The 11,372-nt window shown below is 52.6% G+C and carries 12 protein-coding genes; 3 read left to right on the top strand and 9 right to left on the bottom strand.

What is annotated here, in order from left to right; all coding sequences use genetic code 11:
- Nucleotides 1-69 precede the first annotated feature (69 nt).
- The 5 genes from VB081_RS06140 to VB081_RS06120 are packed head-to-tail and all read right to left on the bottom strand — an operon-like array spanning nt 70 to nt 4,005.
- Nucleotides 70-666: a nitroreductase family protein gene (locus VB081_RS06140; protein WP_323399950.1), complete on the bottom strand. Its 597-nt coding sequence runs from the start codon at nt 664-666 to the stop codon at nt 70-72.
- Nucleotides 635-949: a DUF3795 domain-containing protein gene (locus VB081_RS06135; RefSeq protein WP_323399949.1), complete on the bottom strand. Its 315-nt coding sequence runs from the start codon at nt 947-949 to the stop codon at nt 635-637. Before VB081_RS06135 ends, VB081_RS06140 begins: the two co-directional genes overlap by 32 nt.
- 27 nt (nt 950-976) lie before the next feature.
- Nucleotides 977-1,699, bottom strand: a complete 723-nt coding sequence (locus VB081_RS06130) for an MBL fold metallo-hydrolase (protein WP_323399948.1) — start codon at nt 1,697-1,699, stop codon at nt 977-979.
- Between the two features lie 54 nt (nt 1,700-1,753).
- A complete protein-coding gene (gene lnt / locus VB081_RS06125; RefSeq protein WP_323399947.1) occupies nt 1,754-3,217 on the bottom strand; it encodes an apolipoprotein N-acyltransferase in 1,464 nt (487 codons plus the stop codon).
- Nucleotides 3,218-3,222: 5 nt separating this feature from the next.
- Nucleotides 3,223-4,005 (bottom strand): HAD-IIA family hydrolase, encoded by a 783-nt coding sequence (locus tag VB081_RS06120; RefSeq protein ID WP_323399946.1) that lies wholly within the window; start codon nt 4,003-4,005, stop codon nt 3,223-3,225.
- Between the two features lie 194 nt (nt 4,006-4,199).
- Between VB081_RS06120 and VB081_RS06115 the strand changes: the two genes are divergently transcribed.
- The 3 genes from VB081_RS06115 (at nt 4,200) to VB081_RS06105 (ending at nt 7,218) form a co-directional block, all read left to right on the top strand.
- Complete coding sequence (locus tag VB081_RS06115) at nt 4,200-4,511, top strand: phasin family protein (RefSeq protein WP_323399945.1); 312 nt, start codon at nt 4,200-4,202, stop codon at nt 4,509-4,511.
- Nucleotides 4,512-4,608: 97 nt separating this feature from the next.
- Nucleotides 4,609-6,225 (top strand): ABC1 kinase family protein, encoded by a 1,617-nt coding sequence (locus VB081_RS06110; protein ID WP_323399944.1) that lies wholly within the window; start codon nt 4,609-4,611, stop codon nt 6,223-6,225.
- Nucleotides 6,226-6,237: 12 nt separating this feature from the next.
- Nucleotides 6,238-7,218: a sugar phosphate isomerase/epimerase family protein gene (locus tag VB081_RS06105; protein WP_323399943.1), complete on the top strand. Its 981-nt coding sequence runs from the start codon at nt 6,238-6,240 to the stop codon at nt 7,216-7,218.
- 57 nt (nt 7,219-7,275) lie between these two features.
- Here the strand turns inward: VB081_RS06105 and VB081_RS06100 are convergent, their stop codons facing one another.
- The 4 genes from VB081_RS06100 to VB081_RS06085 are packed head-to-tail and all read right to left on the bottom strand — an operon-like array spanning nt 7,276 to nt 11,283.
- Nucleotides 7,276-8,115, bottom strand: a complete 840-nt coding sequence (locus VB081_RS06100) for an L-ribulose-5-phosphate 3-epimerase (protein ID WP_323399942.1) — start codon at nt 8,113-8,115, stop codon at nt 7,276-7,278.
- 9 nt (nt 8,116-8,124) lie between these two features.
- Complete coding sequence (locus tag VB081_RS06095; protein ID WP_323399941.1) at nt 8,125-9,318, bottom strand: dihydrolipoamide acetyltransferase family protein; 1,194 nt, start codon at nt 9,316-9,318, stop codon at nt 8,125-8,127.
- 13 nt (nt 9,319-9,331) lie between these two features.
- Entirely contained in the window at nt 9,332-10,306 is a 975-nt protein-coding gene (locus VB081_RS06090; protein ID WP_323399940.1) for an alpha-ketoacid dehydrogenase subunit beta, read from the bottom strand.
- Between the two features lie 14 nt (nt 10,307-10,320).
- On the bottom strand, nt 10,321-11,283 hold the full coding sequence (locus VB081_RS06085; RefSeq protein WP_323399939.1) for a thiamine pyrophosphate-dependent dehydrogenase E1 component subunit alpha: 963 nt from the start codon (nt 11,281-11,283) through the stop codon (nt 10,321-10,323).
- Nucleotides 11,284-11,372 lie beyond the last annotated feature (89 nt).

Below are 11,372 nucleotides of genomic sequence, written 5' to 3'. Positions count from 1 at the left end.
AGACAAGCAATTATACGATCGCAGCGAATTCGCTGCAAGAAAAAACCTCGCAAACGCGAGGTTTTTTTGTTATTCGTATATCTTCACAATATCCTCAAAGGGCTTGAATTCCCGCATCTCCGGCCTCTCTGCTGCCTTGCCGAACGGCATCTGCGCCACAAGCTCCCAGGTCTTGGGGACGTTCCATTCCTCACATACCACCTCGTCCACCAGCGGATTATAATGCTGCAGAGACGCGGCAATCCCCTCTTCCTCAAAAACAAGCCACAGCGCATATTGCAAGATCGCGTTGTTGTGCTGCGAAAACTGGCTGAACTTGTCCGCATAAAGCGGAAAATCCTTTTGATACTTTTTAACGACCTGCGTATCCTCAAAGAAAAGGATCGTACCATTCCCGCCACGGAACCCGTCCATCTTGTGCTCGGTACGCGCAAATGCAGATGCCGGCGTTACCCCGCGTAAAATTTCCTTGGTCTCGTCCCAGAATTTTTCATGCTCACAGCCCATCAGCACGACCATCCTCGAGCTTTGCATATTAAACGCATTGGGCGCGTAAAGCGCAAGCCGCAGCATTTCCTCTATCTTTTTCTTTGTAATCCCTTCGTGCCGTTCCAAAACGCGGATCGAACGGCGGTCACGCATCACTTCGTTCAGTTTCGTCCTCATTTTTTACAACCTTCACTTCTTCCTGCTCGTTTGTGTCCTTCCATTCACGGCACTGGTCAAGCCGCAGCCCGCCGTCGCCGTAATCCTTGTCCTTTGCAAACTTCACAAGCTTGCGACACGGAAAAACCTCACACTGCCCGCAATGCAGCAGTTTTTTCTCCTCACAGCAGCTTTTGATTGGGCAACGCGCCGCCCACACAGGCTTATCCCTGCCCACACAGCCGCCGCACTTCTCAAAATATCCGCAGTCCGCACAAATTCTTCCGCATCTGGATTCTATCATACTATAGATACCTCTTTTTTTCCTGTTTTAATCAATTTCTATTTTCTGCCGTTCCTCAAAGAGCATGTCCGCATGCGCAAGTCTCGTGTTTCTGCGCAGCGAATTCTTCGTGGAACGGATAAAATCACTGTTATCTTTTTCTTCAAACGGCAAATGGAAAACGATCATACGTTTTGGACGGATCACGTCCGTCAATATCTCCCTGCCACGGTGCAGCGTAATATACGGGAAATTCATCAGCGCCAGATCGACCGGCTTTTCCCCCAGCATATTACGGATCGCCGCCTTGTCAAACGAAGCGTCTCCAAACACCGCGATCCGGTATCCGTCGATCTCCAGCACAAAGCCATAATTAGGTATGCCCGCATATTCCGGCCCGTCATGCGTCAGACGGCAGCAGTGCAAAAACACGCCGGACAAAAGCAATGTTTCCTCCTCCGCATCCAGCACATGTACGTTTTCCCTGTCCGCAAAATCCGCAATGGGCGATACAAACTCCGTATCCGGATGGTTCTTCAGAAAACGCCGCGTCCACCGCTCGCTGTAATGATCTGGATGGTCGTGCGTATAAAGCATCAGATCGATTTTTTTAAATTCGCCGTTCCCTTCCGCAATATCTGTCAGCAGATCGCCGGGCACACTTGAAAAAAGCGTCGTATACCTGTCGTGCATCGCGTCAACCAATATTTTTTTACCGTGATACGATATCAGCACGCCCGCATTCGCGGTCAGCATCACAAAATCTTCCATGTCTTTCCTTTCGTCATTTCTGTACATCTATTATATGCTAAAATACGCCTGTTTTCAAATCCTCTTTTTGCGCTGCGTCCACCACAAAATCGCAACTACCGCGCCGCCGAAAACGATCCACCAGTCCCCCGCCCGCACATACGGCGTTATCTCCTCAACGAAGGACACGTCTGCGTACATGATACCATCTGTATTTGAGGCAAGTCTTTTCGTCACCGCGCCCTGCGGCGTAACGATCGCGCTTACGCCCGTGTTGCCCGCCTGCACGACATACCGCCCCGTCTCCACTGCGCGCACGGCAGACTGCGCAAAGTGCCGCCCAAGCGGCGCGTCCCCCACAAACCACGAATCGTTGGTAAATACGCACAACAGCTGTGCGCCTTTCCCTACCGTATCTGCGGCAACGTCCGAAAACAGGCTTTCAAAGCAGATCATCGTTCCTACCGGGCCGTACTCCGTGTCAAACACGCCGCGGTTTTCGCCCACAACAAAGTCAAACGGCCGCTCATATCCGTTCTCGAAAAACGGCACCATCCGCTGCTTGTGGTATACGTCCGGCACATTGCCTTCCGGCGTCACCATAAAAACAGAATTACGCAGCTCATAGCCGTGTATACCGTATACGCCCAAAAACAAATATCCGTCCGACTCGCGCGTGATGTCCGCACACGCCTTCCTAAGCGCATCTTCCTCCATAAACGATCCATAGACGGAATTTTCCGGCAACAGGATAATATCAGGCTTTTCGCCCGCCGCTTCATGCGCCATGCCGATCGCCTTTTCAAAGCGGCCCTGTCCCCCGTTCTGTGCAAAGGAAACGTTGTACTGCACCGCCGCCACGCTCACATCGGGTACCGGCAATGGTTGAGCGATGCGCGCCATGCCAAATACAAAATTGACCAGAAACACCGCCACCGCGGCAATAAAGTACCATCCCGTTTTTAATTTGTTTTCCCTGCGCGCCAAAATCCCCTGCGCCAATAACACGTTCACCGTGACCATCAGCGCGCTTACCAGCAATATCCCGCCTAGCTGCGCAACTTGCACCACGGGCAAAAACGCCCATTGCGTCACGCCCAGCCGCACACACGGCAGTCCCAGTACGCCCGCGCCAAACAGCCATTCCGCGCCCGCCCAAAGAATGCCCATCAGCGGCGCGCGCAAAAATGCCGGACAAGGCACGACCACCCCTGCAAAGATGACAGCCGTAAGGATCACGCCCTGCAAGACGGAAGCCCCCAGCCACCCAAGCGTCAAATACGCTCCTGCCATATCTCCCGTCCGTCCGGCGATATCCAGCATAAAAAAGGCGGCGTAATAACATAAAAAAAGCGCGGCACAGAATACAGCCGCAAGGCCAAGCACACGCTTCTTTCTCTTTTCTCTGAATAGAACAACAAAAAAGGGAACCAAAAGCACCCACAAAAACGGCGCAAGCCACGCAATATCAAAGCATAGCGCACATACGATCCCGCACACAAGCGCAATCAGAAATTGTCCCCAATCGTTTCTTCTCATACCTCTTACGGAGCGATATCGCCCACCCCGTTTAAGATGTACCCCGGCCGGTATGGGAAATTATTGGGCGTTTTTTCCGTGCTCACGCCAGATAACACAAGCACCGTCTCCATGCCGGATTCCACGCCCGCAACGATGTCCGTATCCATCCTGTCCCCCACCATCACCGCGTCCTGCGCATGCAGCCCAAGCATCTTGAGGCCTGTGCGCATCATCAGCGGGTTCGGCTTGCCCACAAAGTAGGCTTTTTTGCCTGTCGCTACCTCAACGGGCGAGATCATCGCGCCACACGCAGGCATGATACCGTTTTCGCCCGGCGCATTGATGTCGGGGTTCGTGCCGATAAGCTTTGCCCCCGCCAGCACAAACTGCACCGCGCGCACATAGCTGTCATAAGATAAGTTGCGCGTTTCCCCCACGACCACATATTCCGGGTCTACGTCATTGATGGAAATGCCCGCTTCATAAAGCGCGTTCGTTAGTCCCGCCTCGCCGATCACATAGGCGCTGTTTTTCTGCGTTTGCTTTTTTAAGAATTTCGCCGTTGCAAGCGCGCTCGTATAAAAATTCTCCTCGGGGATCTCAAGCCCCATGCGCTCCAGCTTTTGTTTGAGCTCCTTTGGTGACCGCTCGCTCGCGTTGGTCAGGAACAAAAACCGCTTATCCTCCCTGATCAGCCATTCCACAAACTCCTTAACGCCTTCAAGAAGCCTGTTCCCATGATAGATCACGCCGTCCATGTCACATATAAAACCTTTTTTATCCCGCAGTTCACTCAAATCAACCATAGCCGTTTCCCCTGTCTTTTTTGATATTTTTATTATAATCCGTCCCTGATTTCTTAGCAACTCGCTTTGTGCAATATAAGCTAATATAAACTGTTTTCATGCACAGTATTCCCTTATTCTCACGTTTGTCCGGTTTACTTATTTTTAGAATGCGTTATAATAAGATTAAAGCTTCAATGAAGGAGGATATTTTTATGGCAAACATTATCGAAGACGGCATCAATTTTGGAATGGGTCTTTTTGCATATTCCCGTGAGAAGATCGAAGAAATGGTAGAAAAAATGGTGGAAAAAGGCGAAGTGCAAAGGAAAGACGCACAGAGCTTTGCCAGCGACCTCGTCAAAAAAGGCGAAGTGCAGAGAAAAGAGCTAAAGCAGATGATCACCAGCGAAGTACACGATACGCTGCACGATGTCGGCCTTACTGCTGATCAGCACATCACCAAAGACGACCTGCGCGCCATCATTCGTGAAGAGATCGCCGCAGCTAAAAAAGAAGACAAATAAACAGCCTTGATTTGAGGAGGGAAGCGCCATCGCGTCCACTAATTTAAAGCGCTACAGGGAGATCCTGTCCGCTTTCAACCGGAATGGGCTTGGATTTTTGTTCGTAAAATCGACGCTCAGCAAAAATCCGCAGAAAATATTCGAAAGCGAACAAAAGCAAAATCTGCCGTCCGTAGGCGAGCGCGTGCGCAAAATGTGCGAGGAGCTCGGCCCTACGTTTGTAAAACTGGGGCAGATTCTTTCCACGCGCACAGATATCGTCACCGAAAACGTGGCCAAGCAACTGCAAAAGCTGCAGGATTCTGTCGCGCCTTTTTCGTTTGCGGACGCAAAACAAATGATCGAAACAGAGCTTGGCGATACGATCGAGAATTTGTTCGCCGAGTTCAATACAACGCCCGTCGCCTCCGCTTCCATGTCACAAGTATACGCTGCGCGGCTCTTTTCCGGCCCCAAGGTCGCGGTCAAAGTGCAGCGCCCGGACATCCGGCAATGCATCGAAACAGACCTCGATATTCTGGAAAAACTCGCCAAGCTGGTGGATAAATATTCCAAATACGGTCAGCTGTACGATTTTACAGGCATGGTAGCAGAATTCCGGCGCGTGATGCAGCAGGAGATCGACTTCACCAAGGAAGGCGAAAATACAGATTTTTTCCGCGAGAGCGTCGCCTCACAGCCCAATATCCGCGTACCGAAAATCAAGTGGGTATATACGACGCAAAAGGTATTGACTATGGATTTTGTGGAGGGCATCAAGATCAATAATCTGGCCGCCCTTTCCGCGGCAGGCGTCGACACCTCAAAAATCGCATACGAATTCACCAATTCGCTGATCAAGCAAATCCTTGAAAACGGCGTGTTTCACGCAGACCCCCACCCGGGCAATGTGTTTATCGTCGACCAAAAATACGTCGAATTCATCGATCTTGGCATGGTAGGAACGGTCAACAACCGTTTCCGCAGGCAGCTTAACGACCTTGTCCTCGGCATCGCCACGCGCAACACGCTAAAGATCGCGCAAAGCATTACAGATATGGATGTGGAAGATGCGGACGTAAATATGGATGAGTTTGTCCGTTCCCTCGACAGCCTCTTAGACGAATATTTGTATGTACCCTTGGGGGAGGTCAACATCGCCAGCGTCTTTACAAGCGTTTTTCAGCTCGCCGGCGCTTATCAAATGAAAATACCGCGCGAGTTCACGCTTGTCGCAAAATGCCTTGGGACGGCACAGGGCGTGGTAGAACAATTAGACCCCAACGTCAGTATCCTTGCCATTGCCGAAAAAACGGTCAAAGGCATTTTATATGATTATATCAAAACCGACGATTTCAAAAACGAAATGCGTACCTTCGCCCTCGATTGGACGGATGTACTAAAAGGCATCCCTTCTTCGCTCATCACGTTCATGCGCAGACTCCAGAAGAACGATTACGCAGTCGAACTCAAGGTGCGCAACCTGGAGCGCATGGAGCAAAATATCGAGCGCATGTTCAACCGCATCTCGTTTGCAGTCGTACTTCTTGCCGTGTGCATTGTGATGGCAGGCGTTATTATCAGTGCCGGCTACTCAAACTTCGGCAACAGCGATCCGGATATCTATAATTTGAGCGCGTTCGCACTGGGTGCGGGACTGCTCATTTCCATTATTATCGTTTTCGGGATCGTTATATCTATGGTCAAATCCAGTAAGAAAAACAAACGCAAATAAGGAGGAACACACATGAAACTCGGATTTTTTACGGCAAATTTTACAGAAAAACCATTGGAAGATGTCATTAAGCTGATCGCCCCTTACGGTTACGAATCGCTTGAGATCCCCGCGTACGAGGGAAACGGGCAGCTTGAAACAGCAGATATATTGAAGGGCGATACCGCCCAGCAGATCAAAAAGATGGTCGCGGGCTATGGCATGGATATCTGCGCGCTCAGCAACCATTCCGACTCCTTCCTCATCATGGGCCCCACGGGCAAGGATACGGACTTCATCTACAAAGGAACGGCGGAAGAAAAGATCAAGCATGGTGCGGAAAGCCTGATCCGCACTGCACAGGCGGCAAACGCGCTCGAAGCGACGACGGTCGTCGGCTATCCGGGTGTTGAAAACTGGGGGCGCTTCTTCTTCTTCCCTTATGGACAGGGCTGGGCAGAATACGAAGAACAGTTCGCCGACCGCTTCACGCCCATCCTCGATAAATTTCAGGAGTACGGCGTACGCTTCGCGATCGAGATTCACCCCAACAGCTTCGTGTACGACACACTGACTGCGGAACGCGCGCTCGAGCTTGTTGATTACCATCCCGCGCTCGGCTACAACTTAGACCCGGCAAACGTCATGTACCTCGGGCTGAGCGTAGAGCTGATGATCGACCGTCTGGGCGATCGTATCTATCACGTACATGCCAAGGATGCACAGATGGTCAAGCAGAACATGCCTCTTGGCGGTGCGCTCATGCAGGGCGATATGAAGCGCCTTGACCGTTCCTTTAGGTTCCGCATCCCGGGCTGGGGGCAGACACACTGGAAGGACGTGATCACCGAGCTTTCGATGGTCGGCTACCAGGGCGTACTGAGCTACGAGCATGAAGACGTGACGATGAGCCGTATGGACGGCGTGGAAAAAACCGCCGCTTACCTAAAACCGCTGCTCATCAAAGCGCCGTACGAAGGCCGTACCGACAAGCTGTTCAGCGACGACAAATAAGAAAAACAAAAACCGGTCTCCTGATCAATCAGGAAGCCGGTTTTTTATTCCATTTGATCAATACTCTTTCATCTTGTCCTTTAGAAACGCGATCGCTTCAAATATCCTGTGATGGGCAGACGGATCGTCGTTTGCCCACATCTCCGCCGCCATAAATCCCTGATATCCGATGTCGTGCAACGTCTTGAAGCAAGCGTCAAAATCCACGATCCCGTCACCGAAAAACGTATTGCGCACGTCCCCGGGCATCACGTCCTTCCATTCGACCTCCGCAATGTGCCGCGCGCCGCACGCCATATCGTGCGTAGGGTCGTTGCCCATCGCGGTGATGTTTCCCGGGTCTACGTCCAGCCCCAGATAGCACGTGTCAAACATACGCACATAGCGCATCGCTTTTTGCGTGGTATCCATAAACTCACTGTCCATCGTCTCAAGCGCCAGCACCGTGCCCCGGCGCGCCGCGTGCTCCACGCATTCCTCCAAAGACTGTACAAAATATCCTTCGGTCATCATGTTGCGCGGCTTTTCGTATTCGTCATAGCTCGCAAACTGGATCGCCCTCACCCCGATAAAGGCCGCAAAATCCATCGCGCTCTTTAGCAGCCGCACACCCTCGCTGCGCACCTCATCGTCTTCGCTCCCGAGCGGGTAAAAACGGTTTGCCGTAAAAGCAAAGGTATAAAGCGGCATATCCTTTTGCTCGGATGCCCGGCGGATTTTTATTTGCTCCTCTTTGTTTTGCAGACGGTCAAGCTTTTGTGGTGTCGCGTCAATGGCGATCTCAAAATAATCGTACCCCGCTTCGCGCACCAGCGCAAACTTGTCCTCCCAGCTCCACGTGGTGCACACCGATTTCTCGTACAGCCCAAAGGGCAGATCCCTCAGCTTTTTACGCATACGCTATCCTCACACCAGCTTTTCCGGCGCTTCCAGTAACGTCCGTACGCTTTTTAAAAATCGTCCCGCCGGCGCGCCGTCGATCACCCTGTGGTCGTATGTGATGGCGATCTGCATGATCTTACGCGGCTCGATCACCGTACACGCCTCGTCCGTATACCGCGGCAGCACACGCACTGCGCCCACACCCAAAATCGCCGTCTGCGGATAATTGATGATAGGAGTAAAGATCAGCACGTCGAGCATACCGATGTTGGAAACGGTAAACGTGCCTTTCTTCATTTCCTCGTTGGTGATCTTGCCTTCCTTGCCCTTTTGCGCAAACGTATCGATCTCACCCGTGATGTCGAACACATCGCGGTCGTCTGCGTGCATAACCACCGGAACAGCAAGCCCCTCCGGCAAATCCACCGCGCACGAAATATTTACGTCAGAGCGGTATACGATCTCCGCACTGCTTTCCAGATACGATGTGTTCACGATCTCATACTCTTTTAACGCATACGCCGCCGCCTTGATGATGAACGCCGTCACAGAGACGCGCTTGCCTTCGCCCTTCAGTTTTTTCATCAGGCCGAACGCAGCCGTCATGTCGACTTCCATAAAGTTTGTCAGGCGCGCCGTATGCTCACAGCTTTCCACCATGTTCTTAGCGACCGTTTTGCGCATTGCCGAAGCCTTGACGACACGGTCGTTTGCCTCGATCTCGACCGCTGCCTGCGTGCCGCCTTTTTTGCTTTGCTCAAACGCGTCTATCTCATCTTCCGTGATCTTGCGGTCGCCGCAGAAACGCGCAAGCTCGTCCGCGTCGATGCCCTTCTGCGCGATCAGCTTGCGTATCTTGGGCATCATCTTGCCCTGTACATTTTTTACAGGCACAGCCACCTGACGCACCACCGCCGCTGCCGCCGCTTCTTCTTTTTCTTTGTTCTCAAGCTGCGCCATCAGGCCGGAATAATCCTCCCCAGCCTGCCCGATCACCGCGATCGGTGTGTTAACAGGGTAAAGCTCGCCTTCCTCCGCGATCAGCTTGAGTATCACGCCATCATAGATAGAGAGCATATCCTCCGTCTCTTTTTCGTTTTCCACCGAACAGAGCGGGTCGTCAAGCTTCACCGTGTCGCCTTCACGCACCATCCACTTGGCGACCGTGCCTTCTTCCATGGTCAGCGTCATCTTAGATAAAACGATAAATTCTGCCAATGCCCTATCTCCTTTATTCCATCACTTTGAAAACAGCGTCCAGCACGTCCTTTTTGCCTACGCTCAGGCTTTCGATCAGGCGCGAGTTAGAGGGATTGGGAACGTCCTTACATGCCACGCGCAGTACGGGAGCCGACAAATCCTCAATACATTCCTCCGCAATAAACGCCGCAAATTCAGCGCCTGCGCCGCCCGTCTTAAAGCCTTCATAGGCGACGATCGCGCGTCCTGTCTTGGCGACCGATTTACGGATCGCTTCCTTGTCATAAGGAAGGATCGTGCGCAGGTCGACGACCTCCACGCTGATGCCGGATTTTTCCGCATCCGCCGCCGCCGCAAGCGCATCGTGCACGCCCACGCCATAGGTGATGATGGAAACATCCGTACCCTCGCGCTTTACGTCCGCCTTGCCGATGGGCAGCACATATTCTTCCTCCGGCACCTCGCCCTTTACCTGGTAAAGCGGCGAATATTCCATAAAGACCACAGGGTCGTTGTCGCGGATCGCAGCCTTAATGAGGCCCTTCACATCATAAGGTGTCGACGGAACGACCACCTTTACGCCCGGCGAATTGACGAACATCGCGTCAAAATTCCCGCAGTGGTGCGGCCCCGATACGATACGCATCCAGTTGCACGTACGCACGACCATAGAGCAGTTGATCTTTCCGCCCGACACATAGTGCAGCGTCCCCGCCTGGTTGTGTATCTCGTCTAACAGCAGCGGCATCAACGAGCCAAACATGATCTCCACCACCGGACGCATACCGAACATTCCCGCGCCTACCGCCACGCCTCCGAGAGCCGCCTCAGAAATAGGCGAATCGATCACACGTCCCGGGAACTCTTTATCCAGCCCGTCCGTCACCTTAAACATCCCGCCCTGCTCCTGTCCCAGCGATTCACCGATCTGGAACACGTCCGGGTCTCTTCTCATTTCCTCTGCCATGCCTTCGCGCAGGGCTTCAATAAATCTCATTGTTTTCATTGTTTGTCCCTCCCTCACACAACCGGCTGGCTGTAAACCTGATCCATACCTTCGGTGGGTTCAGGTTTTTCACTGTTTCTGCCAAATTCAACGCCGTCCATCACCTTCTGATGAACGCGTTCCTTGATCTGTGTGTCAAGCCCGTCCGTCAAAACGCCCTGCTCCTTGAGCTTTGTTTCATAACGGTAGATCGCGTCAACGTCAGGCTGCTTGAATCCCTCGATCGCCTCCGGCGTATTGCGCGCGCTGTTTACGCTATCCGTCCATTTGTTCGTGATGCACTCAAGTAGGCACGGCCTGCCGCCCGCGCGGATGCCGTCCATAAATTCGGAAGCCTTTTCAAAGATCGCGTCCGGATCGTTTCCGTCCACTGTCGCGCCCTGCATATCATAGGCAAGCGCACGCTTAGAAAGCCGGTCGACAGCCGTCGTCTGTGTACAGTCGTTCCACATCTGCCGGTTGTTGAATTCGATGACATATAAGATCGGCAGGTTCTGTACCGCCGCTAAGTTCATACTTTCATGGAATGTGCCGCGGTTGGTGGAGCCTTCTCCGCCCACGCATACGCACGCCGCGCCGTCGCGCTTCGCTACAAAGCCCGCGCCCGCCGCGATTCCCCATTGCGCACCGACAATGGCGTTGCCCGTCAATGCCTTTTTGCTGATATCCATCAGGTGAATCTGGCCGCCACGCCCGCGCGTCGCGCCCGTCACACGTCCGAACATCTCTCCCCAAAACGCGTTATAGTCACAGCCGCGTGCAAAATAGTGTCCGCCGCCACGGTGTCCTGTGATCAGGTAGTCTTTGTCGTCATATACCTGCGCCAGCGTCGCCGGGATCGCCTCCTGTCCCAGACAGGGCAGCATATGCCCTTCGATCTCGCCTCTTTTGTAAAGCTCCATCATCTTCAGTTCAGATTCTCTTATGAGCAGCATCGTCTCATAAATCGCTAATTTTTGTTCCTTGGAAAGCTGCATGATAACCTCCTGTGGTTATTGATAATGTGGTTCTATCCCTATTGTTGCGCTTCGTTTGCACAAAGTCAACAACCCTCCGCCGTGGGGGG

The organism is Christensenella sp. (assembly GCF_034927525.1).
In the GTDB taxonomy this organism is placed as follows: domain Bacteria; phylum Bacillota; class Clostridia; order Christensenellales; family Christensenellaceae; genus Christensenella.
Note: the sequence above shows the minus strand (reverse complement) of the source record. Positions and strands in the feature narration are given on the sequence as shown.

Excerpts from the sequence above, each read along its gene's own strand:
- VB081_RS06140 (WP_323399950.1), bottom strand. The coding sequence starts at position 666 with ATGAGGACGAAACTGAACGAAGTGATGCGTGACCGCCGTTCGATCCGC.
- VB081_RS06135 (WP_323399949.1), bottom strand. The coding sequence starts at position 949 with ATGATAGAATCCAGATGCGGAAGAATTTGTGCGGACTGCGGATATTTT.
- VB081_RS06130 (WP_323399948.1), bottom strand. The coding sequence starts at position 1,699 with ATGGAAGATTTTGTGATGCTGACCGCGAATGCGGGCGTGCTGATATCG.
- lnt (WP_323399947.1), bottom strand. The coding sequence starts at position 3,217 with ATGAGAAGAAACGATTGGGGACAATTTCTGATTGCGCTTGTGTGCGGG.
- VB081_RS06120 (WP_323399946.1), bottom strand. The coding sequence starts at position 4,005 with ATGGTTGATTTGAGTGAACTGCGGGATAAAAAAGGTTTTATATGTGAC.
- VB081_RS06115 (WP_323399945.1), top strand. The coding sequence starts at position 4,200 with ATGGCAAACATTATCGAAGACGGCATCAATTTTGGAATGGGTCTTTTT.
- VB081_RS06105 (WP_323399943.1), top strand. The coding sequence starts at position 6,238 with ATGAAACTCGGATTTTTTACGGCAAATTTTACAGAAAAACCATTGGAA.
- VB081_RS06100 (WP_323399942.1), bottom strand. The coding sequence starts at position 8,115 with ATGCGTAAAAAGCTGAGGGATCTGCCCTTTGGGCTGTACGAGAAATCG.
- VB081_RS06090 (WP_323399940.1), bottom strand. The coding sequence starts at position 10,306 with ATGAAAACAATGAGATTTATTGAAGCCCTGCGCGAAGGCATGGCAGAG.
- VB081_RS06085 (WP_323399939.1), bottom strand. The coding sequence starts at position 11,283 with ATGCAGCTTTCCAAGGAACAAAAATTAGCGATTTATGAGACGATGCTG.